This window comes from Pseudoclavibacter sp. VKM Ac-2867, assembly GCF_015351275.1.
Classification (GTDB): domain Bacteria; phylum Actinomycetota; class Actinomycetes; order Actinomycetales; family Microbacteriaceae; genus Pseudoclavibacter.
In genome coordinates this window covers 26,039-49,253 of record NZ_JADKSL010000021.1, presented here as the reverse complement: position 1 = coordinate 49,253, position 23,215 = coordinate 26,039, and the positions used below count along the sequence as shown (strand labels likewise).

Below are 23,215 nucleotides of genomic sequence, written 5' to 3'. Positions count from 1 at the left end.
GGCACGGCGGAGCCTGAGTGAGTGCCACGCCCGCACGGCCCCGAGGCGACCTAGGATGAATCCGCCTATGAATCACTTCATGTCTCGTCTTCCTCTTGCCCAGCAGCAGACCGATCGCGACCACGAGCGCCGCAGCGAACCCGGTCTCGTGCAGTCGCTCTTCGCCGACGGCGCAACCCGTGTGCTCGTCCTGAACGGCGGCAAAGCGCTCATGCGGTCGGCGGGTGACGGCCCGAAGCTCGAGCTGCTGGCCGCCACCAGCGAGCGCGCGACCCTCCTCGCGCCGGTCGTCGCCGACGCCGTGTACCTGGGCAGGACGATCGCCGACGACGAGGACCTGCCTCTGGGCACCTCGGTCGTCTCGGTCAGCGTCGACGAGGCACTCGCGGCGACGATCGAACCGGATACACGACTGTGGGCCGGACTCATGGAGACCGCCGCTCATCTCGGGGCGGTGCACTGCGGGCTGTTCACCGAGGCTCTCGCCATCACGAACTGGCACGACTCGCATGCCTTCTCGCCACGCACGGGCTCGGCGACGAGCGCCGGTCTCGCAGGCTGGGTGAGGCAGGCCGAGGGGGAGAAGCACGTGAGCTTCCCCCGCACGGACGCCGCCATCATCGCCGCGGTGCTCGACCGCGACGATCGGATCCTGCTCGGCGCCAACGTGAGGTGGAACCCACGACGCTTCTCCCTCCTGGCGGGTTTCGTCGAACCGGGTGAGTCGTTCGAGGCCGCTGTTGCGCGGGAGATCTACGAGGAGGCGAGGGCGCACGTCGTCGAGCCGAGGTACTTGGGCTCGCAGCCCTGGCCGTTCCCCGCGAGCATCATGGTCGGCTTCACGGCGAAGCTCCACCCGGACCAGGATCCGTCCACCGTCGAGCCCGACAATGACGAGATCGTCGAGCTGGGATGGTTCACCCGGGACGAGGTCAGGGCCATCGAAGATCGCCTGCCCGGTCCCACCTCCATCGCCCGCGCGATCATCGACGCCTGGCTCAGTGGTCACCTCGACTGACTCGGACAGCCTCGCGCAGTCGTCGACGGCGGATGTGAGCCTGCTGGCGTCGCTCAACGATGCTCAGCGCGAGGCGGCGCTCGCTCTCGTCGGCCCCGTCTGCATCCTGGCCGGGGCCGGGACGGGCAAGACCCGAACGATCACGCACCGCATCGCGTACGGCATACGCGCCGGGGTGTACGACCCCTCACGGGTGCTCGCCCTGACCTTCACGGCGAAGGCTGCGGGTGAGCTGCGGGGGCGCCTCCGAGATCTGGGAGCTTCCGGCGTCGCCGCGCGCACCTTCCACGCGGCGGCGCTCAGCCAGCTCGGCTTCTTCTGGCCGCACACGGTCGGCGGCCCTGCCCCGGCCATCGTCAAGGGCAAGGGCAGGCTCATCGCCGAGTCCGCGGAGCGGATCGGTCTGCGGCTCGATCCTGCCGGCGTGCGCGACATGGCGACCGAGATCGAGTGGCGCAAGGTGCGTGAGCTGTCCCTCGAGGAGTACGCCATCCAGCTGCGGTCGTCGCGATCGCTGCCGAAGGGGATGAGCGACGATGCCGCCCTCGGCCTGCTGCAGGCCTACGAGGACATCAAGGACGAGCGTCGGCAGATGGACTTCGAGGATGTGCTGCTGGCGACGGTCGGCATGCTCGAGCTCGAGCCATGGGTCACGCAGCGTGTGCGCGAGCAGTACCGGTTCTTCGTCGTGGACGAGTACCAGGACGTCTCGCCGCTGCAGCAGCGGCTTCTGCAGCTGTGGCTGGGCGCGCGTCGCGAGCTGTGCGTCGTCGGCGACGCGGCTCAGACGATCTACTCGTTCGCCGGCGCATCGAGTTCGTTCCTGACGGGGTTCCCGGAGCGGTATCCGGATGCGCGGGTCGTGCGCCTCGAGGACAACTACCGCTCGTCGTCCGCCATCATCGGCGTCGCGAACGAGGTCGCCAGGCACGTGCCGTACGCGCTCACGCTCGAGCCGGCCGCTGAGACTCCGAGGCGCGAGCCCTTGCCCGAGGTGCTGCAGTTCCACGATGATGACGACGAGGCTCGCGGGGTCGTCCACCGGATCGGCGAGGATCTGCGAGGCGGCATCCCCATCGAGAGCATCGCCGTGCTGTACCGGACGAACGTGCAGGCGGCCGCCATCGAGCGAGCGCTCCAGGACTCGGGCATCGCCTACTCGGCCATCGGCCAGCGGCGCTTCTTCGACCAGCCCGAGGTCCGTCAAGCGCTCAGCGCCCTGCGCGCCGCCGTCATGCAGGAGACCACGGGGCCGCTGTTCCAAGCGGTGAGCGACGTGCTCCGCGACCTGGGATGGACGCACGAGCCGCCGGCCGATTCCGGCGCCTTGCGCGACCGCTGGAACTCCTGGGATGCGCTGCTGCGCCTTGCGGACGCCCAGCCGCACGGTACGAAGCTGGCGGAGTTCTCGGCGGAGCTTCAGCAGCGCGCGAAGATGCAGTACGAGCCGGAGCTGCGAGCGGTGACGCTCTCCAGCATCCACGCCGCGAAGGGCCTCGAATGGGACAGCGTGACCATCGTCGGCGTCAGCGAGGGGCTGCTGCCGATCTGGTACGCGGAGACGCAGGACGAGCTCGACGAGGAGCGCAGGCTCCTGTACGTCGCCGTCACGCGTGCGCGGAAGCGTCTGCGTCTGACGCACGCGCAGTACGGCGGTCGGCGCGACGCTGAGCGGCCGGCTTCTCGCTTCCTGGGAGAGCTCGGCACCCGCATTCGTCGTGGAACGAACGGGGCGTTCGGCGGACCTCGCCGGTGAGCGAGTCGATCGTCAGGACCTCCGGACCGCAGTAGCGCGACGCGGTTCCGTCACGAAGCCACGATGACACCGCGTCGACGGCCAGGCTGCGCACGACCTCCCTCGTGAGGCGTGGGAGCTGGGCACGCGTTGCGAGCGCGAGCTGGGTGGCGATAGCAGCCCAGGCACGATCGGCGTCGAGTCGGTTCAGGTCTTCGCAGCGCTGGCAGGGGGTGCGGCCGGGCACGACGAATGGTCCGATGCTCGCGTCGAGGTCGCCCGCGACGACGGCGAGATGCGGCACATCCGAGGCCATGAGCGGCGTGTACCGCCGAGGCGGGAGGACGTAGTCTCCGCAGTCGACGACGAGGCCGATCTCGGCAGGTCGCGGGGGCTGGTAGTCGCCGCGCGCGCTTCGCACCGTGCAGCCGAGCTCCGCGATGGGCCCGGCGAGGTCGTCACCGGCGATCGTGCCGCGCACGAGGATGACGGGTGGTCGAGCCTTGACGCGAGGTGCGGTTGCCCCGGACCTCCGGCGCGGCGAGACCGGTACCGGCTCGAGGAGCCCCCGCACGCGCCCGAGCAACGCCTCGACCTCGTCGCTGTTCAGTCCGAGTCGTGCGCCCCGCTCGTGGAACTGCGCGAGCGTGCCGCCGCTTCGCAGCGACTCGATGAGCCGCTCGGCGGCCGCGCTCGGGTCGCGGATGACCGCACGAGCGTTCACGCCGCCCAGTTGGAGCTCGGTGGGGGAGCGCCACACGAGGGGCACGCCAGGTGGCAATCGCAGTTCCATGCAGAGATCCTGCTGGAACGCTCGACGCCCCGCAGGAGTTCTCCACAGCCCAGGCTCAGGAGCAGGCCAAGCGAGAACCGGAACCACAGCCACGATCGATGGCTGTGGTCCGCCGGAGGCGCGGGGTCAGCTCGTTGGCGTGTCGCCGCCCTCCGGTGCGTCGCCGAACGCCGAGGGGTCGTCGAGGAACTTCGTCAGCGCCTCGTCGTACTCGTCGGCGGGGAGCTCGCCGAAGCCGAGCCTCGTGACGAGTGCCTCGGGGTGGTCGATGTCCTCGCTCGTCGGGAGAGCGTCGAAGTGGGCCCAGAGCTCATCGCGTGCGGCCGCTCCGTGCGCTTCCGAGACTGCGCGCCACATGGCGGCGGCCTCGCGGAGGCGGCGGGGACGGAGCTCGAGCCCGACGAGCGAGGCGAAGGCGCGCTCGGCGGGGCCGCCGACGGCGCGCCGCCGCCGCACGGTCTCCGCGAGTGCGACCGACTTCGGCAGCCTCGCTGTTGCGTCCTCGGTGACGACGTCGACCCAGCCCTCGATGAGGGCGAGCATGGTCTCGAGGCGGGCGAGTGCCGCCTCCTGCTGCTCCGTGCGGGGCGGGATGAAGGCGCCCTCGGAGAGCGCAGCCCTGATCCCGTCCGGGTCGCTCGGGTCGAGCGTCTGCGCGAGCTCCTCCATGCGGGAGACGTCGATGCTCACCCCTCTCGCGAACTCCGTGATCGAGGAGATGAGGTGCAGGCGCAGCCACTTGGCGTGCTGGAAGAGCCTCGCGTGGGCAGTCTCACGGACGGCGAGGTACAGCTCGATCTGCTCGCGGTCGACGTCGAGGCCTTCGGCGAAGTCGTCGATGTTCTGCGGCAGCAGCGAGGGGCGGCTGTGGTCGAGCACCGGCACGCCGATGTCGCCTCCAGCCACGACCTCCTCCGCGAGGTTGCCGACGACCTGGCCGAGCTGCACGGCGAACATCGCGCCGCCGATGCCGCGCATCATCGAGGAGGACTGGCCGAGCAGCTGCGCCATCTCTGGCGGGGTCTGCTCTGTCAGCACGTTCATGAGAGCGTCGGCGATGCTCGTCGCGACGGGTTCGGAGAGCGAGGTCCAGAACTGGATGGAGCCGGTGATCCACTCGAGTCGGGTGAGCGTCGCAGGAGACTCGCTGAGCTCCCCGAGCTGGGTTGCCTCGCTGAGCCACAGCTGCGCGACTCGGAAGGCCTGGTCGAATCGCCCGGCCTCCTCGGAGCTGATCTCGCGGTTCTTGGGCTGCGCGACCCGACGGGCCTGGTCTCGTGCGACCTGCCAGTCCAGTCCGTTGCCCGGGTTCGCGACGGCCGCCTGCAGCTGCGACAGCAGTGCCTGCACCGCGGCAGGGTCGTTCGGGAGCCCAGCGACTCCCGCCAGCTTGGCGGGGTCGAAGCCTCCCTGCCCGCTCAGCAGCTCGCGGAGCAGCTTGCGCAGCTCGTCTTCGGATCCGTCGTCGGGAATCGGTCCCTGTGCATCACTCATTCCGCACCTCCCAGCGCTTGGATCTACGCTAGCTCGTGGCCCCTCCAAGGAAGGGTCGCCGTGACTGCGTATGCGCCGAGTGCCTTGCGCCACGGGCGAACAATAGCCGCAGGACATCGAAACGAGCGCAGTGACCTTCTTCTCCGAACCCTCCTCAGAGGGGGATGCCCGAGTTCGCGAGCAGTCAGAGGCGTTTGCCAGGGCGCACGAGGCGAACCGTCGCCGCAGCGAGGAAGGCTCGAGGCGGGCGCGCGTCGGACTCGTCTTCCTCTCCGTCGGCATGCTCCTGCTCGTCGCCCTCGGCTTCAGCCCGGCGCCCTACGTCGTACGCTCTCCCGGCCCGGTCTTCGACGCGCTCGGCACGGTGCAGGCCTCGCAGGAGGACACGACGCAGGTCGAGGTCATCACGATCGGCGGCGCCGACACGTTCGAGCCATCTGACGGGCAGCTCGACGTCATGACGGTGAATGTCGGGGGCCGGCCGGAGAACCTGCCCAACTGGTTCGAGGTCTTCCTGGCTCTTGTCACGCCATCCAACGATGTCCTTCCCGTCGAGGCGTACTACGCCGACGCGGAGACCGGCGAGCAGCGCGATGCGCAGAACGCCGCTCTCATGCAGGGGTCTGAGGCCGACGCGATCGCCGCCGCGCTCATCAACGAGGGGTACGACGTCGGAACAGCGCTTGCGATCGTCTCGGTCGGCGAAGACGGGGCGGCGGCCGGCATGCTCGAGCCCGGGGACATCGTGAAATCGGTCAGCGGGATCCCGGTCGACTCGACGGAGGGGCTTCCCGCAGCCGTGGCCGAGGCCTCCGGAGGCAACCTTGACAGCCTCGGACCGGTCGACGTCGTCGTGGATCGGGCTGGCGAGAGCAAGACGTTCTCGATCACGCCACGCCCGGGACTCGTCGAGGGGGAAGAGCGGCCTCTGCTCGGAGTCACGGTCGCCACCCAGCATGAGTTCCCGATCGATGTCGACATCGAGCTCGGCAACGTCGGCGGACCGAGCGCGGGGCTCATCTTCGCGCTCGCCGTCTCCGACAAGCTCGTCGACGGCGACCTGACACAGGGACTGCACGTCGCTGGAACCGGCACGATGTCACCTGATGGCACGGTCGGCAGCATCGGCGGCATCACGCAGAAGCTCTACGCTGCCGTGGAGGTCGGCGCCGACCTCTTCCTCGCTCCCGCCGACAACTGCCAGGACGTCCTGGACGGGGGCATCCCCGGTGACATCCCGGTGTACGCGGTGTCCTCGTTGAACGAGGCGGAGCAGGTCATCCAGACCGTCGGGGAGGGTGGAGACACCGCCGCGCTTCGCACCTGCGAGTCGGTTCTCGGCTCATGACCCACGCCAGTCTCAGTTTTGCCAGGCACTTGCCAGATAAACTCCTCTAGTTCCCCTTTCTCGGAAAACAAACGGCCCCTCCAGGCAATGACAGGTACGACGTGACAAGCACTGCAGCTCAACAGCCCCAGAGTCCGAAACCCGCCAGCCGACGTCGGATGGGACCGCTCACGATCACACTGCTGATCGTCGTGGCGCTCCTCGTCGTCTTCTTCTGGTTCGCTGGCCGATACGCGGACGTGCTCTGGTACGACCAGCTCGGCGTCCTCGAGGTCCTCCTCACCGAGTGGGGTGCCGGAGCGATCATGTTCGCCATCGGGCTCGTCGGCATGGGCGTTCCCCTCTACGCGAACCTGCAGATCGCCTACCGTGCGCGTCCTGTCTACGCCAAGCTCAACGAGCAGCTCGACCGCTACCAGCAGGTCATCGAGCCGATCCGTCGTGGTGCGATGATCTTCGTCCCCGCGATCTTCGGCCTCTTCGCCGGCGTCGCGCTCATCGCCTCCTGGCAGACCGTGCTGATGTGGATGAACTCCACTCCGTTCGGCGAGACCGACCCGGTCTTCAACCTGGACGTCTCGTTCTACATCTTCCAGCTTCCGTTCTTCCGAGGCGTCGTCGCCTTCGTGAGCGCAGTCGTGCTCCTCTCGCTGATCCTGACCGCGGCAACGCTCTACCTGTACGGCGGGATCCGCGTGACCGGTCGCGAGGTCGTCATCTCGAAGAGCGCCCGCACGCACATCGCGATCCTCGCGGGTCTCTACATGCTCGTGCAGGCCGTCAGCTTCTGGCTCGACCGCTACGCCGCGCTCAACACGCTCTCCGGTCGCTGGACGGGTGTGCTGTACACCGAGGCGAACGCGACCATCCCCGGTCAGGGCATCCTGGCCGGAGCTGCGATCGTCGTGGCTGTCCTGTTCTTCATCGCGGCCGCCATCGGTCGCTGGCGTCTGCCGCTCGTCGGCACGGCCCTGCTCGTCATCGTCGGCCTCGTCGTCGGCATGGTCTACCCGTGGATCGTCCAGCAGTTCCAGGTCGGGCCGAGCGAGCAGGCACTCGAGACCCCGTACATCCAGAACAACATCGATGCGACGAGAACCGCCTACGGTCTCGATCAGATCGAGGAGATCAACTACGCGGCCGAGACGACGGTCAGCCAGGGGCAGCTGCGCGACGACGCAGACACCACGGCGAACATCCGTATCCTCGACCCCTCGCTCGTCTCGCCCACGTTCGCGCAGTTCGAGCAGGAGCGTGCGTACTACCAGTTCCCTGACCGCCTCCACGTCGACCGCTACGAGATCGACGGCCAGGTCCAGGACGCGGTGGGCTCCGTCCGCGACATCAACATCGCGGGTCTCGGCGCCGACGCGCAGTCGTGGGTCAACAACACGATCGTCTACACGCACGGCTACGGGCTCGTCACGGCCTACGGCAACCAGCGCGGACCGGACGGTCAGCCGCTCTTCATCGAGGGCGGTATGCCCAGCGAAGGTGCGCTCGGCGACTTCGAGCCGCGCGTGTACTTCGGCCAGTCCTCGCCCGAGTACTCCATCGTCGGCGCTCCGGAGGGCTCGCAGCCCGCTGAGTTCGACCACGTCTCGGGAGCTGACGGCGCGACGCAGACCTACAACACGTTCACCGGTGAAGGAGGACCCGACCTTGGGAACTTCTTCAACCGCCTCGTGTACGCGATCAAGTTCCAGTCCGAGCAGATCCTGCTCTCCGAGTACGTCAACGACGAGTCGCAGATCCTCTACGACCGCGACCCTGCTGAGCGCGTGCAGGCCGCTGCCCCGTACCTGACGATCGACTCCGACCCGTACCCCTCGGTCGTGGACGGACGCCTCACCTGGATCGTGGACGGCTACACGACGAGCAACAAGTACCCGTACTCCGAGCTCGCCGGCCTGCAGAACCTGCTCGAGGACGCGGACACCCCAGCGTCGTCGCTGCCGCCAGAGGTCATCAACTACATGCGCAACTCGGTGAAGGCGACCGTGGACGCGTACGACGGAAGCGTCACGCTCTACGCGTTCGACGAGACCGACCCGATCCTGCAGACCTGGCAGAAGGTCTTCCCGTCGACGCTCAAGAACGTGTCGGAGATGTCGGGTGAGCTGCTGAGCCACATCCGCTACCCCACGGACATGTTCAAGGTGCAGCGCGAGATGTTCGCCAGGTACCACGTGACCGACGCGAGCACGTTCTACAACCAGACGAACGCCTGGCAGCTGCCGCAGAACCCCACCGGGGGAGAGGCATCGCAGCCGCCGTACTACCTGACGATGCAGATGCCCGGCCAGGAGTCGGCGTTCTCGATCTACTCCACCTACATCCCGTTGACAAACGCGAACGCGCAGTCGAGGAACGTGCTGAGGGGGTATCTCGCCGCCAACTCCAACGCGGGGTCCACTGACGGCACCGTCGCGGATACGTACGGGAAGATAACCCTGCTGCGAGTCGAGAACGACAATGTCAACGGCCCTGGCCAGGTGCAGAACATCTTCAACTCGAACGAGACGGTCGCCAACCAGCTGAACCTGCTCGAGCGAGGCGGTCAGACTGCGGTGCTGCGAGGAAACCTCCTCACTGTGCCGGTCGGCGAAGGATTCCTGTATGTCCAGCCCGTCTACGTCGAGTCGACAGGTGAGACCAGCTACCCGCTGCTGAGGCGCGTGCTCGTCGCGTTCGGCGACAAGATCGCGTTCCAGCCGACACTCGACGAGGCGCTCGACGAGCTCTTCGGCGGCGACGCCGGAGCTGACGCCGGTGACGGCGGCGTCGAGGTCACCGACGACGACGTGCCGGTCGACTCGGTGCCTGACGACACGACCGGGACGCCCGCACCGACAGCGACGACTCCACCCTCTGGTGGAGGCACGGGAACTCCTCAGGAGCAGCTCTCGACCGCGCTGGCGGACGCTGAGAAGGCACTTGAGGACCGGACGGCCGCGTACGCGAGCAACGACCTCGTTGCGGCTGCCGAGGCCGACCAGCGGCTCACCGAGGCGCTGAACCGTGCCCGTGATGCGGACAGCCAGGTCTCCGGCACGTCGGCCACGCCGAGCGATTCCCCGGAGCCGACGCCGACAACGTAGGCGCCGAGCTGCACACGCCGACGGGCGTCACCCTTTCGAGGGTGGCGCCCGTCGGCGTCTGCGTGCACGGAAGTCGGCATCCGCGCGGCGCTCCCGCGCATCCCCGCGTTCCTGCGCTCCCGCGTTCCTGCGCTCCTGCGTTCCTGCGCTCCTGCGTTCCTGCGTTCCTGCGCTCCTGCGCTCCTGCGCTCCTGCGCTCCTGCGCTCCTGCGCTCCTGCGCTCCCGCGCTCCCGCGCTCTCAGCCGTCCCGAAGCTGGAGTTGTGGGTTAGTGCCGTTCAGGAGTCCGCTGACGACGTCATGCCACAACTCTGCGCTCGGCGGCGTGCCCGGCGGCGTGGTCGGCGGCGTGGCCGGCGGCGCGGGGCGAGCGGGTGGTGCTCGCTCGGGCGCGACGCGCCCGGGATGCGTCCCGTGGCGGGCTCCGCAGAGGGAATACGCGCGAATTCGAGCAATTTCGGCCCGTAAGGCGGCCTGCGGAGGCGCCTGCGGCAGGCATCTCATGCCCCCGACACGCCGAGTTTTCCGGGGAAGTGGGGGCCTGAGTTGCACGACGCCGGGACCGCTGGTAATGTTTTCTCTTGTGCCGCGGGGTGGAGCAGTTCGGTAGCTCGCCGGGCTCATAACCCGGAGGTCGTAGGTTCAAATCCTGCCCCCGCAACCAGATCCGCACAAGTTGGGATTGCTCGAAAGAGCAAAATGTAACTGCGGCACAAGGCCCGCTTCCTTTCGAGGAAGCGGGCCTTTCGCATTTCCCGGACACCGACTGAAGGGGTGTCCTCTTCCCTGGTCGAGATTCCGACCTATGCGAGCGGTCCCCGTCGACGCGGACGGTTCAAGGGTGTCATGGCCAGCCTCAGGGGGCTCGCGGACACGTGCCGCTAGTGTCGGCCATTCGACGTGCGCCGATCGTTGGCGCTGGAGGAGAGCGGCGGTTCCAGGTGGCCAGATTCACGAGCCTCGAGCAGCGCATCGACGACGTCGCGGGGCGTCTCCTCGAGCGTGCCCCCGCACACGGCCTCAGGGCCGGCCTGGTCGAGTTCCTGGTCTTCGGGCTCAAGCAGGCCTGGGCGTGCATCTTCGGGGCGCTCATGCTCGTCGTGATCCTCGCCGCGAGACTCTGGTACCCGGACGATGCGCTGCTGGCACGCAACGATGCCCTCGTCATCGCCGCCGTCGCGATCCAGGTCTTCATGGTGGTGGCGAGGCTCGAGACCGGTCGCGAGCTGCTGGTCATCCTCGCCTTCCACGTCGTCGGCACGGGAATGGAGCTGTTCAAGACCAGCGTCGGCTCGTGGAGCTACGCGTCCGGGGGAGTGCTGCATATCGGCCCGGTGCCGCTCTACACGGGCTTCATGTACGCGGCAGTCGGCTCGTATATGTGCCGCGTCTACCGTCTCTTCGACCTGCGGTTCTCCAGGTACCCGCGCATCTGGCTCACCGTGGTCGCGGCCGTGGCCATCTACGTGAACTTCTTCACGCACCACTACGCCTACGACTTCCGGTACGTCCTCCTGGTGTTCGTGGCCGTGCTGTGGGGCCGCACGTGGATGCACTTCCGCGTGTTCCGGAGGACGCTCCGGATGCCGTTGCTCGTCGCGTTCCTGCTCGTCGCCCTGTTCATCTGGTTCGCCGAGAACATCGGCACCTTCGCCGGCGCGTGGGTTTACCCGAATCAGGAGCACGGCTGGGAGCTCGTGTCGATCACGAAGCTCCTCTCGTGGTTCCTGCTCATGATCATCTCCGTGGTGATGGTCACGCTCGCGTACCCGCCGAGGCCGCCAGGTGGCGGGGAGGGCGCTGAGCCCGTGTCTCGCGAGGTGGCCGGCTAGTCCCAGGCCTTGGCTGCGGGGATCCGCACGATGAAGGCGGCGCCGTCCTCGGACTCGACGGCGATCTGTCCGCCGTGCGCCTCGACGATGGACTTCACGATCGCGAGTCCGAGGCCAGTGCTGCCGGATGCGCGGGTCCTGGCGGAGTCGCCGCGGGCGAACCGCGAGAAGAGATCCTGGCGGAGCGTCTGGGGAATGCCCGGCCCGTCGTCGCGAACGATGAGGACCGCCTCGCGCCCCGTCGCCGACGCGGCCGCGAGCTCGTAGCGCACGGAGACGTTGACGTGCGTGCCCTTCGGGGTGTGCAGGCTGGCGTTCGAGAGCAGGTTCACGACGATCTGGTGCAGGCGCTCCCAGTCGCCGAGCACCGAGACCTCGCTCGGCGGCACCGTCGCGCTCCAGTGACGGTCGGCGTCGCTTGCCTGGGCATCGCTGACGGCGTTGATCACGAGCTCGGACAGGTCGACGGTGTCGAACTGCAGGTCCTGCCCCTCGTCGAGGCGCGCGAGCAGGAGCAGATCGTTGACCAGCGAGCTCATGCGAGTCGCCTCGGACTCGATGCGGGCGAGGGACCGCTCGGTGGTGTCTGGCAGCGACGCAGAATCCTGCCGGGTGAGCTCCGCGTACCCCTGGATCGCGGCGAGCGGAGTCCGCAGCTCATGGCTCGCGTCCGTGACGAAGCGACGCATCCGCTGGTCTGCCGCGGTGCGCACGGCGAAGGCCTCGTCGACGTGCGCGAGGAGCTTGTCGAGGGCCTCGCTCACCTTGCCGACCTCGGTGCGGGGGTCGATGTCGTCGAACTTCACGGCTTTGCGGAGGCCGACCTCGCCCGAGGCGAGGGGCATCTGCGCGACGTTCTCAGCGGCAGTGACCACGCGCGACAGGGGACGCATCGCGACTCGCATGACGAGCGCGACGAGGAGAACGATGAGGCCGATGCCGAGCGAGGAGAGCACGAGCGTGAGGACGGTCTGGTTGAAGGTCGCGTCACGGGCGGTGTCGAGGGAGACGGCGGAGATGAGGGCGTAACTCGGGTCGCCGTCCCACTCGTGGATCATGACGCGGAAGTCGCCGGCGGCGTCATCGAGCTTGATCGTCTCGAGCAGCGAGTGCTGGGTCGCGAAGCCGGGTGACTGGACCAGCGCCGTGAGCTCGTTCTTGATGGTCTGGTCGCATTCGACCGCGGAGGTCTCGCTGAACGATGCGGAGTCGATGATCTCGCCGTCGTGGGCGAGGGCGATGATGGTGCCTGGCGCGTGGCCGACGAAGTTGATGAGGGGCTTGACCTTCGGTGCCGCCGAGTCGCCCATCTTCGAGGGGTGCGGATGCGTGCCCGGGACGTCGACGCGGTACTTGTCGACGGAGTTCTCCAGCACCGACATGGAGGCGGCGAGCTGCGTGTTGACGACGCTCGTGATGGCGGAGTTGAGGGTCACGACGTTCATGATGCCGATCGCGCTCATCACGAAGGCGACGACGAGGGTGACGCCGACGATGATGCGCGCGCGCAGCGTCCATGGCCTCATTCTGCTGGCCTGATGACGTAGCCGACGCCGCGCACCGTGTGGATCATGGGGGTGCGTCCGGCGTCGATCTTCTTGCGCAGGTAGGACACGTACAGGTCGACGATGCTCGCCTTGCCGGCGAAGTCGTAGTTCCAGACGCGGTCGAGGATCTGGGCCCTGCTGAGGACTCGCTTCGGGTTGCGCATGAAGTAGCGCAGCAGCTCGAACTCGGTGGTGGTGAGCGCGACCGGGTCGCTGCCGCGGCGCACCTCGTAGCTGCTCTCGTCGAGGAAGAGGTCGCCGACCCGGAGCTGGGAGGCGTCGTCGGCGACCGCCTCGCCGGCGCGCTGGATGAGGCCGCGCAGCCTGGCGACGAGCTCCTCGAGGCTGAAGGGCTTCGTCATGTAGTCGTCGCCGCCGGCGGTGAGCCCGATGATGCGGTCGTCGATGGAGTCCTTCGCGGTGAGGAAGAGCACCGGTGTGGCGTGTCCCTGACCTCGGAGGTTCCTGAGAATGCTGAGGCCGTCGATGTCCGGGAGCATGATGTCGAGCACGATGACGTCCGGCCGCTCGGCGGTGAACTTCGCGAGCGCATCCCGGCCGTTGTTGGCGACGTCGACCTGCCACCCCTCGTACGAGAGCGCGAGGCTGACCAGGTTCGTCAGGGTCTCTTCGTCGTCGACCAGCAGCACGCGGATGGGGGTGCCGTCTGGGCGGTGGAGTCGGGGGAGCTGCGCGAGGACCGCCCGACGGCGACCGGGCTCGATGATCGGGTCAGCGGCGGCGGAATCGGGCATTCCTTCATCGTGTCATGGGAACGGCGTCGTGGCGCGGTGTTCGCTGCTCCTCATAGGAAGCTCAAATCTTCTCTCACGCGGAGCATGAGAGGAGTTCGTAACCTGCGACGCATGACACTCCAGCGAATCCAGCAGCCCGACCTCGGGAGCCGTGCGCCGGGCGTCAAGAAGGACTTGCAGGGTGGCCTCTTCCACCGTCCCCGTTTCCTCCGCGGCCCCCGCACCGAGCGTCCGTTCGACGCGCCCCAGCTGTTCACGGAGCGTCTGGTGCTCCGCCCCCACGACGTGCGTGACGCTGAGGCCTGGCACGAGATCGTGTCCGACGCCGAGGTCGTCCGCTACCTGCACTGGAAGCAGCGCGACCTGACGGAGGCGACCGAGCATCTGAGTCGCCGCACGACGCACACGCGTCTCTGGCAGACGGGTGACTTCATGGCCCTGGCCGTCGAGCACGACGGCAAGCTCATCGGGGACGTGTCGGTGCACCTGCGCGACGTCGAGCCCGAGCATCGCTCTGCGGAGCTCGGCTGGATCATGCACCCGGGATGCGCGGGACAGGGCTTCGCCACCGAGGCAGCGGATGCGCTGGTCGAGTACCTGCGCGACTACGTCGGCGTGAAGCGCGTGCTCGCGGTCATGGACCTGGAGAACGAGGCGTCCTACGCGCTCGCGAGGCGCCTCGGGTTGGCGGAGATCTCCCGTTCGGACGACTCGAGGACCACGGCGCTCGACCTCGTCTGAGCGGTTCCCGCGGCACCGGACGCGGACATGAGCTGCGCGACCTCGAGGAGGTCCCACGCCATGTCGCCCGTCACGGAGATGCCCTTGGCGCCCGATCGGCGAGTCTTTCCCCGCGCCAGCATGTAGTGCGTGCGGAACACCCGGTTGCCTGCACGCTCCTGCGCGTCGTGGAAGAACACGATCTGCGAGAGTCCGGTGCTGTCGTCGAGGGAGACGAACACCGTGCGCCGCCCGCCACGCATGGGCGGGGTGTTCGTGGCGCGCCGCACCCCTGCGATGAGCACGTCGGTGCCGCCTGGCAGGTCCATGAGCGAGCTCGCGGGAGTGACTCCGAGCTGGCGGAAGAGCGGGAAGAAGCGCTCCATCTGGTGTCGGCTCACGCCGAGGCCGAGCTCCTGCAGCTCCAGGTCGGTCTGCGTCTTCCCATGCAGGTCCATGGTGGTCACCCCGCGAAGCTCCGGGATGGGCAGGGGGAACGCGAACGCCTGCTGGTGCTCCGGCACTCGCGTCGGCGTGCTCGTGAGCGAGCGGATGAACGCGAGCAGCTCGTGCCGCCTGCGCGGCTCGTAGTCGATGAACACGTCGAGCGCCCCAACTCTGGCGAGGGAGTCGAGCGTGCTTCGGCGTGGTCGGACACGAGCGCGGAAGTCGGCGAGCGAGTCGAACGGCTGGTGCTCGGCGACCCTGTCGCGTTCCGCCGATGACATGCCGCGCACATCCGCGAGTGACATGCGAACCCCGTCGCGTCCATCCGGGAGCGGCTCGACCGTGTACTCGAGGCCTGATCGCTGCACGTCGATCGGGAGGAGCGGGATGCCCAGATGCCTCGCCTCGGCGATGATGAGGTCCTTGCCCCACATGCCGGGGTCGTGGGTGAGGAGGCCCGCCCAGAAGTGCGCGGCTCTATGGGTCTTGAGCCAGGCGCTCTGGAAGGTGGGCAGGGCGAACGCAGCGCCGTGGGCTTTCGCGAAGCCGAAGCTGCCGAAGCCGGCGAGCACCTTCCATGACCGGTCGATGATCTCTGGCGGGAACCCACGCTCTGCGGCCTTTCCGCGCACGAGCTCCTCGATACGCGGCACGAGCTCGGGCTTCGCGAGCCAGCGTCGGTACACGTCGGCGAGCTCGAGGCCGCACCCCGTGAGCTCGTCGAAGATGCGCATGACCTGCTCGTGGAAGACGACGACGCCTTTCGTCTCGAGCAGGATCGGCTTGAGCCTCGGATGGATGTAGTCGGGCATCACCTCCCCGTGGCGGGCCCTGAGGAAGTGGAGGGGCATGTTGTTCTGCATGGGGCCAGGGCGGAACAGGGAGATGTCGATGACGAGGTCGTTGAACACCTCTGGCTGCAGCTTGCCGACGAGCTCCATCTGGCCTGGGCTCTCGACCTGGAAGATGCCGAGGGTCTTCGTCGAGCGGATGGTCTCGTAGGTCGCCTCGTCGTCGAGGGGAAGCGCATCGAGGTCCAGTTCCTCACCGCGGGTGCGCTTCAGCTCCTTCACCGCGTGGGCCATGGCGCTCTGCATGCGCACCCCGAGGATGTCGAGCTTGATGAGCCCCATCGGGTCCATGTCGTGCTTGTCGAACTGGCTCATGGGCAAGCCGATCCCCGACATCTGCACGGGAGTGCGGTCGAGGAGCGAGACGTCGGAGAGGATGACCCCGCACGGGTGCACGGAGATGTGCCTCGGCAGGGAGTCGAGCCGCTCCGTCGCCTCCACGAGCACCTCGAGCTGCCGTGAGCGACGCACCTCCTCCGCGAACTCGCGCAGCTCGGGCTTCTCGGCGAGGGCCTGCCTGAAGCGCTTCGCGGAGAACCGCCACAGCTCCTTGGCGATGCGGTCGACCTCGCCGTCGGCGAGCCCGAGGGCGAGGCCCGCGTCGCGGACTGCGCCCCTCGACCCGTAGGTGTTGACCATCGACATGAGGGTGACCCGCTGCCCGCCGAACTCGTCGAAGATGCGGTGGTAGACGCGGTGGCGCTCCGCGCTCTCCACATCGAGGTCGATGTCGGGGAGCGTGCGTCGCTCATCGGAGAGGAAGCGCTCCCAGATGAGCCCGAGGGAGACGGGCTCGACGTGGCTCGTGTACAGGAGGTAGTTGAGCAGCGATCCGACGCCTGAGCCCCTGGCCTGCACCCGGACCCCCATCTCCTTGATGAGCTCGACGACGTGCGAGACGGTGAGGAAGTAGGGGGCGAAGCCCAGCTTCCGCACCGTCCTGAGCTCGTGGGCGAGGCGGTCCTGCAGCTCCCGCTCGTGGGCGGCGGATGCACCCGGGTAGCGGGCCGGGATCGCGGCTTCCGCCTTCGCTCTGAGCACCTCGAATGGGTCGCCGTCGATGCCGAAGCGGGTGACCTCCGGCATGCGCGGGGTGCCGATACCCGCATCCCGCTCCGGGTCGATGACGCAGCTCTCGGCGAGCAGCCTCGTCTGGGCGAGGAGGTCGTCGGCGGCCGAGGGGCCGTGCCCGCCGGCATCCGCCACCATGCGCGCGACCTGCCGCATGAGGTTCGCCGGCTTGAGCCAGGCCTGCGCCGTCGGGGCCAGCTCGATGTCGTCGAGTGCACGCCTCGCCCGCACGGCATCGGCGATGTCGACCGTCGCCGCCTCCTCGGGGGAGGCGTAGCGCACGGCGTTGGTGAGCACTGACCGCAGCCCGGATTCTGTTGCGAGGCCCAGCATCCGCGTCGCGACCGTGACCGACCCCGGGGTGCCTGGCTCGGCGAGATGGCAGACGATCTCGACGACGAGCGAGGCGCGGGGGAGTCCGTGCCGCCAAGCACGCAGACGCTCTCTGGCCAGGCCCAGCTGGGCAGCTGAGGCCGCAGTGCCGACGTCGCTCGTCGGGCCGAGCAGGACGGTGAGTCTCGTGGCCCCCTCGTCGGTCGAGGCGAGCTCGGCCAGGCGGGCGAGGGGAATGCTCGGCTCGTGGATGCGCGTGGCGGCGCTCGCGGTGGTCTCGTGGGCGGCTGACACGGCCCGGCAGAGCGCTGCGTACCCGGAGCCGCCGTCACCGCCGGCTGCGAGCACGACGACCCGGCCGAGGGGCTCGCCTCGCTCGTCGTGCACGGCGAGCTCGCTGCCGAGGACAGCCCGAAGGTTCGCGGTTCTGCACGCAAGGAGGTGCTTGACCGCGCCGGAGATGCCGTCGCGGTCGGTGAGCGCGAGCGTGTCGAGGTCTCGCTCGGCCGCGGCCTGGGCCAGCACCTCGGGAGGGGAGACCGCATAGTGCGCGCTGAAGCCCGACGAGACGTGCAGGTGCGGGAAGCTCATCGCGTCGTCACTCCCAGCTCAGGGCGAGCCGCCAGCCGCCGGCGGCGTGACAGAGGTCGTACAGGTGCTCGCCGTGCTGCTCACGGGGGCTGTCGCGAACGGCGGTGACGCGCCACAGCTCTTGGTCGATGCGCGTGGGGGAGGAGTCGCCATGCCACCACGGCGGGAGTCTGCGGAAGTAGGCCTGGGGTTGGCCGGTGACGGTGTAGAGGAAGCGCTGCCACACGAAGGAGGTCGGCTGCCCGTCGCCGCCGATGGCGACCTCGATGGTGTCGTCGATGACGGTCGGCATGGTTTCCCCCTTCGCTTCTTCGAATCTGTATTCGAACGTGCATCCAGCGTAAATCGCACCACCGACAGTGGCAACCGCAAGCCTCAGTCACAGGATGAAGGTGGGGGAGTTCAAGCTAGACAGATTCCAAATCTGTCTGATAGCTTTCGGGAAGAACGTCACCCTCAAGGACGAAGGACTATGACTCACACCCCAGACGCCACCCGCTCGGCAGACTCCATCCGCTCGATAGAGCTGTCCACGCTCCGCCTCCCGCTGGCCACTCCGATCTCCGATGCGAAGGTCTTCACGGGGAGGCAGAAGCCCATGACGGAGGTCGTCTTCCTCATCGCCGAGATCCAGACGGCGCAGGGCTTCTCCGGCCACGGCTTCAGCTACTCGAAGCGCGCCGGCGGCGCCGCCCAGTACGCCCACGCCCGCGAGGTCGCCGAGGCCGCGCTCGGCGAGGACCCGAACGACATCCAGAAGCTGTACTCGAAGCTGCTCTGGGCTGGAGCTTCCGTCGGTCGCTCGGGCGTCGCGACGCAGGCGCTCGCGGCACTCGATATCGCGCTCTACGACCTCAAGGCGAAGCGGGCCGGCCTGCCCCTCTCGAAGCTGCTCGGCGCGCACCGCGACTCGGTCCGGACGTACAACACGTCAGGCGGCTTCCTGAACGCGTCCCTCGACGAGGTGCGCGAGCGTGCGACGCAGTCGATCGCGGAGGGCATCGGCGGGATCAAGGTCAAGGTCGGGCTGCCGGACACCGCCGAGGATCTCCGCCGAGTCCGCGCCGTCCGCGAGCACATCGGCGCGAGCGTGCCGCTGATGGTCGACGCGAACCAGCAGTGGGATCGCGCGACCGCGCTGCGCATGGGGCGTCGCTTCGAGGAGCTCGACCTCACGTGGATCGAGGAGCCGCTCGACGCCTACGACGCCGAGGGGCACGCAGACCTCGCACGCGCGCTCGACACCCCGATCGCGACGGGGGAGATGCTCGCGTCGGTCGCCGAGCACCGGCAGCTCATCGCCGCGAGGGCCTGCGACATCATCCAGCCGGATGCGCCCCGCATCGGCGGGATCACGAACTTCCTGCGCCTCATGACCCTCGCCGACGAGGCGGGCCTCGACCTCGCCCCGCACTTCGCGATGGAGATCCACCTGCACCTCGCCGCGTGCTACCCGCGGGAGCCGTGGGTCGAGCACTTCGACTGGCTCGACCCGCTCTTCGAGGAGCGCCTCGAGACGCGCGACGGGCGGATGCTCGTCCCCGACCGCCCAGGGCTCGGCTTCACCTTCAGCGAGCAGGCCCGCGCCTGGACGACGGACAGCGTCACGCTGACCGCCTGAGCGGACACCACCACTTCCTCGGCGCGCGTCGCCGAGGCCATGAGTTCGACTGCGCGGCCTGAGCCGCGCGCTCGCCGACGATGCCGTCGGCGATACTGACAGAGAGGTCCTCGAACATGTCCAAGAAGCCAATGTCCACCCGCAAGATGTGGTGGATCGCACTCATCTCGGGAATGGCGTCCTATATCGACGCCGCCGCGATGACCTCGAGCGGGACGGCCCTGGTGCTCCTCAAGGACACCCTGGCCCTGACTCCGGAGACCATCGGGGTGCTGTCCTCGGCGCTCACCTTCTCGGTTGCCGTCGGCGCCCTCTTCGGCGGGCGCCTCGGCGATCTGCTCGGACGCAAGGCGGTCTTCATCGCGACCATGGTGATGATCGCCGCGGGTTCGGCGCTGCTGGTGTTCGTCGAGGTGTTCCCGGGGCTGCTCGCGGGCATGATCCTCGTCGGGCTCGGCGCGGGCGCTGACCTGCCGGTCTCCCTCGCGACGATCTCGGAGATGGCCAAGTCCGGGCTGCGCAGCAGCATGATCGGGTTCACCCACTTCCTCTGGAAGATCGGCAGCATGGTCGCGCTCGGGCTCGCGACCATCGTCGGCAGCATGGGCCAGCTCGGGGCCCAGATCCTGTTCGGGCACATCCTCGTGGTCACCCTGCTGACGCTCGTCGCGAGGTTCGCGGTTCCGGAGTCGACGCTGTGGCTCGAGCAGCGCGAGGCGGAGAAGGCGGGCGCCACGAGCCGCTCGGATGCAGCGCTCGGGTGGAGCACGCTGAAGACGCTCCTCAGGGCGCCCTTCGCGAAGTACTTCATCGTGCTCGCCGTCTTCTACACGCTCATGAACCTCGGTTCGAACACGGTGAGCCAGTACGGGGCCTACATGTACACGGAGGTCGCCGACTCCACGGTCCAGGTCTACTCGACGGTGAAGCTCATCACCATGTTCCTCGGAGCGATCCTCGTCCTCCTGTTCATGCGGGTCGTCGGGACACGGTGGCGGATGAGCTGGTTCGTGGGAGGCGCGATCTGCACGATCACGGCCATGTGCGTTCCGCTTGTCTTCGGCGTGACCGAGTCGACGCTGAACATCATGATGTTCCTGTGGCTCATCGGTACCGTGTTCGCTGGGGAGGGCATCATGAAGATCTGGACCCAGGAGTCGTTCCCGACCCTGCTGCGTTCCTCAGCGCAGGGCGCGATCATCGCCATCGCGCGATTCGGCTCGTCCGCGCTCGTGCTCGTCACTCCCGTCGTCCTGGCGACCGGCCCCGGGGCCCTCTTCGGGTTCCTCGCGGGCTCCTGCCTCGTCGCGGTGGTCCTCGCCTTCGTGGTGTTCGCGCGCCAGCGCACGACCGTCATCGACCAGGAGGAGGCGGACGCCGCCGCCGAGCAGAGCACATCCGCCGAACGTGCGCACCTCGAGGTGCGGGGATGAGCGGCACGATGCAGGAGGTCGTGCAGGCGCTCCAGGGCGAGACCGGTCATGCGGCACCGCTCATGCGCTGGTGGTGGTTCTCGACGCACGTGAGCGAGGCGGCGATCGACGCCGACCTGGACGCCATGCTGGCCGCTGGGATCGGCGGAGTCGAGCTCGCGTTCGTGTACCCGGTGGATGAGGGCGGGCTGCGTTTCGGCGATCCGGAGTTCCTCTCGCTCGTGGGCTTCGCCGCGCGAGGGGCGCAGCGGCGGGGGCTGCGCTTCGATCTCACGCTCGGCGCGGGATGGCCGTTCGGCGGGCCGTACATCGACGCGTCGACGGCAGCTCGGGGGCTCCACTGGGAGCGGATCGAGCTCGCACCCGGCGCGACCGAGCTCGCCTTCCGGACCTCGCTCGATGGTGATGAGCTTGTGAGCGCCTACGTGGGCGCCGGCTCCATCCAGGAGCTGCCCGCCGAGTGGGTGCGCGCCGAATGCGGGGAGCGCATCCACGTTCCGGCTCTGGGCGGCGGACCGCGAGTTCTCCTGGTCGCCGTCTCTCGCCTCACCGGCCAGAACGTGAAGCGCGCGCCTCGAGGTGCTGAGGGGCTGGTGCTCGACCACTACTCGGCGGTCGCCGTGCAGGCGCACCTGGATTCCGTCGCGACGCCGCTCCTGGCCGCAGCGGGGGCCACGCGTGTGCACGCGGGGTTCTGCGACAGCTTCGAGGTGTACGAGTCCGATTGGACGACGGAGCTTCCCCGGGAGTTCCTCGCTCGACGGGGCTACGACCTGCTGCCGGAGCTCTGGCGGCTGGAGATCGACGGCGACGGCACGGCTCGGGTGCGCACCGACGTCATGACGACGCTCAGGGAGCTGTTCGAGGAGCACTTCGTGCAGGCGTTCGGAGACTGGGCGCACGGACACGGCCTGCTCTTCCGTGCGCAGTGCTACGGGGAGCCGCCCATGCTCATGAGCAGCTATCGCGACGTGGATCTCATCGAGGGTGAAGGGTGGGGATGGCGGCGATGGACGAAGAACGCGTGGGCGGTCTCCGCGGCCGGAGCCTACGGCAGGTCGCCCGTGTCGTCTGAGACGTGGACCTGGGTGCATTCCCCGTCGTTCCGGGCGGGGCCGGCCGAGCTCCTGGGGGAGGCCTACGAGCATCTGCTGAGTGGCGTCAACCTCCTCGTCGGCCACGGCTGGCCGCTCGGGGGAGCGCTCGGTCACGGACAGCCGGTGTTCTACGCGTCCGATGCTCTCGACTCGAGGAACCCGTGGTGGCCGGTCGCGCGTGAGCTGTTCTCTGGGCTCGCTCGCGTGAGCGCCGTCCTCCAGCTGGGCGAGCGGATCGCTCAGGTCGCCATCTACCATCCGGTCGCCGAGCTGCTGGCGAGCGCCGAGGGGGAGCGTCCGTTCGACCTGTGGCGGCAGACGCGTCGCTACGTGGACGACGAGTTCGTCTCGGCGGTGCGCACCACCGGCCTCGAGTACGACCTCGTCGACGACGCGCTCCTCGAGGTCGGCGGCGCCGACCGCTTCGAGGTGCTGCTCGTGCCGGCGGGCTGCGCGCTCTCCGCCGCGGCGGCGCAGCTCCTGTCATCGGCGGGCGTTCGCGTGGTCCACCTCTCGGCGTCCCGCAGCCAGGCGCGGCGGGCGGAGATCCGCGCCGCCGTGCACGGGATGGTCCCGCCGCTCGCGACGAGCGCACCGGACACCGTCGGGGTCACGACCCGCCAGCTCGAAGGCTCGCGCATCTCCCTGCTGGTCAACACCGGGGAGCATTCGGCCGACGTCGTGCTGGCGACCTGCGACGACAGCACGCTCACCGTGTGGGACGCCGTCTCCGGGCAGAGACGAGCGGCGGTGCTGGGCCACGGCAGCCGTACCGTGCGCCTCGGCTCCTACGAGGCCGTGCTCGTCGGTCAGACTCAGGGAGAGGGGCCGGTGGGCGTCGACGAGCTGGAGATGACCAGCCCCGCGCTGGGCCAAGTCCACGAGGAGCCCCTCGCGGCCGGCTGGTTCGTGCGCTCATCCAGCGGACGTCGGCCCGTCACGCTGCCCCACACGTGGGAGGACGACCCGAAAATCACCCACGACGACGAGCACCTGGTGTACGAGACGACGGTGGAGCTCGAGCGCCCCGCCTCCGCTGCCCTCGACTTCGGCGAGGCCAGCGTGCCCGAGGTCGGGGCCGCGCGTCGAGAGAACTCGTTCGCGCTCCCGGCTGACCCGCCTGTCGGCGCGGCTGCGAGCGTCGAGGTGGACGGCCTCCCCGTGGGGAGCGTCTGGCGGCCGCCCTACTCCGTCCAGCTCGGACGGCTCGCCGAGGGTCGCCACACGATCACGGTGACGGTCTCCTCGCTCGGGGTTCGAGGGACCGCAGCGCGGGCGATCGCTGGGACGAGCGCCGCGGCGCGAGCCGCGAACGGCGTCAGGTTCCGAGTGCAGGATGCGAGCCGAAGGCTGGACGGGGTGCGCTCCGGCATCCTCCGGGTCCCGACCCTGCGGCTCAGCGCTGACTGACGCGTGTCAGACGCGCGCC

Annotated in this window: 14 protein-coding genes and 1 tRNA gene; 10 read left to right on the top strand and 5 right to left on the bottom strand. The window is 68.6% G+C overall.

Annotated elements, in window-relative coordinates; genetic code table 11:
* Positions 1 to 79 precede the first annotated feature (79 nt).
* Positions 80 to 1,018, top strand: a complete 939-nt coding sequence (gene nudC / locus ITJ67_RS16845; protein WP_228503195.1) for an NAD(+) diphosphatase — start codon at positions 80 to 82, stop codon at positions 1,016 to 1,018.
* Positions 1,002 to 2,774: an ATP-dependent helicase gene (locus ITJ67_RS16840; RefSeq protein WP_236558449.1), complete on the top strand. Its 1,773-nt coding sequence runs from the start codon at positions 1,002 to 1,004 to the stop codon at positions 2,772 to 2,774. The genes nudC and ITJ67_RS16840 overlap by 17 nt, the downstream gene beginning before the upstream one ends.
* An 898-nt stretch (positions 2,775 to 3,672) precedes the next feature.
* Here the strand turns inward: ITJ67_RS16840 and ITJ67_RS16835 are convergent.
* Positions 3,673 to 5,040, bottom strand: a complete 1,368-nt coding sequence (locus tag ITJ67_RS16835) for a zinc-dependent metalloprotease (RefSeq protein ID WP_104331533.1) — start codon at positions 5,038 to 5,040, stop codon at positions 3,673 to 3,675.
* A 130-nt stretch (positions 5,041 to 5,170) separates the two neighbouring features.
* Between ITJ67_RS16835 and ITJ67_RS20335 the strand changes: the two genes are divergently transcribed.
* The 4 genes from ITJ67_RS20335 to ITJ67_RS16815 all read left to right on the top strand — a co-directional run bounded on the left by ITJ67_RS20335 (position 5,171) and on the right by ITJ67_RS16815 (position 11,320).
* On the top strand, positions 5,171 to 6,388 hold the full coding sequence (locus tag ITJ67_RS20335; protein WP_160072308.1) for a PDZ domain-containing protein: 1,218 nt from the start codon (positions 5,171 to 5,173) through the stop codon (positions 6,386 to 6,388).
* Positions 6,389 to 6,546: 158 nt separating this feature from the next.
* The gene (locus ITJ67_RS16825) at positions 6,547 to 9,489 is read left to right on the top strand and encodes a UPF0182 family protein (RefSeq protein ID WP_194678403.1); all 2,943 of its coding nucleotides are present in this window, start codon (positions 6,547 to 6,549) and stop codon (positions 9,487 to 9,489) included.
* A 586-nt stretch (positions 9,490 to 10,075) separates the two neighbouring features.
* Positions 10,076 to 10,152 (top strand) — tRNA-Met (locus tag ITJ67_RS16820).
* Between the two features lie 277 nt (positions 10,153 to 10,429).
* Positions 10,430 to 11,320, top strand: coding sequence for a DUF817 domain-containing protein (locus ITJ67_RS16815; RefSeq protein ID WP_194678402.1), 891 nt, complete (start codon positions 10,430 to 10,432; stop codon positions 11,318 to 11,320).
* On the opposite strand, the gene ITJ67_RS16810 is transcribed toward ITJ67_RS16815, so the two are convergent.
* Complete coding sequence (locus tag ITJ67_RS16810) at positions 11,317 to 12,846, bottom strand: sensor histidine kinase (protein ID WP_194678401.1); 1,530 nt, start codon at positions 12,844 to 12,846, stop codon at positions 11,317 to 11,319. The genes ITJ67_RS16815 and ITJ67_RS16810 overlap by 4 nt on opposite strands.
* On the bottom strand, positions 12,843 to 13,622 hold the full coding sequence (locus ITJ67_RS16805; RefSeq protein WP_194678400.1) for a response regulator transcription factor: 780 nt from the start codon (positions 13,620 to 13,622) through the stop codon (positions 12,843 to 12,845). The genes ITJ67_RS16810 and ITJ67_RS16805 overlap by 4 nt, the downstream gene beginning before the upstream one ends.
* Positions 13,623 to 13,733: 111 nt before the next feature.
* Between ITJ67_RS16805 and ITJ67_RS16800 the strand changes: the two genes are divergently transcribed.
* Positions 13,734 to 14,363, top strand: a complete 630-nt coding sequence (locus tag ITJ67_RS16800) for a GNAT family N-acetyltransferase (protein WP_160072300.1) — start codon at positions 13,734 to 13,736, stop codon at positions 14,361 to 14,363.
* On the opposite strand, the gene dnaE is transcribed toward ITJ67_RS16800, so the two are convergent.
* Positions 14,282 to 17,635 carry a DNA polymerase III subunit alpha gene (gene dnaE, locus ITJ67_RS16795; RefSeq protein ID WP_194678399.1) on the bottom strand — a complete coding sequence of 1,118 codons (3,354 nt, stop codon included), beginning with the start codon at positions 17,633 to 17,635 and terminating at the stop codon, positions 14,282 to 14,284. The two genes, ITJ67_RS16800 and dnaE, sit on opposite strands and share 82 nt — an antisense overlap.
* 7 nt (positions 17,636 to 17,642) lie before the next feature.
* Positions 17,643 to 17,927, bottom strand: coding sequence for a hypothetical protein (locus ITJ67_RS16790; RefSeq protein ID WP_160072296.1), 285 nt, complete (start codon positions 17,925 to 17,927; stop codon positions 17,643 to 17,645).
* Positions 17,928 to 18,107: 180 nt separating this feature from the next.
* Here ITJ67_RS16790 and ITJ67_RS16785 point away from each other — a divergent pair, with 180 nt between their 5' ends.
* The 3 genes from ITJ67_RS16785 (at position 18,108) to ITJ67_RS16775 (ending at position 23,196) form a co-directional block, all read left to right on the top strand.
* Complete coding sequence (locus tag ITJ67_RS16785; RefSeq protein WP_194678398.1) at positions 18,108 to 19,256, top strand: L-talarate/galactarate dehydratase; 1,149 nt, start codon at positions 18,108 to 18,110, stop codon at positions 19,254 to 19,256.
* Positions 19,257 to 19,372: 116 nt separating this feature from the next.
* On the top strand, positions 19,373 to 20,689 hold the full coding sequence (locus ITJ67_RS16780) for an MFS transporter (protein ID WP_160072292.1): 1,317 nt from the start codon (positions 19,373 to 19,375) through the stop codon (positions 20,687 to 20,689).
* The gene (locus ITJ67_RS16775; protein WP_194678397.1) at positions 20,686 to 23,196 is read left to right on the top strand and encodes a glycosyl hydrolase; all 2,511 of its coding nucleotides are present in this window, start codon (positions 20,686 to 20,688) and stop codon (positions 23,194 to 23,196) included. Before ITJ67_RS16780 ends, ITJ67_RS16775 begins: the two co-directional genes overlap by 4 nt.
* The last annotated feature ends 19 nt before the right edge of the window (positions 23,197 to 23,215 follow it).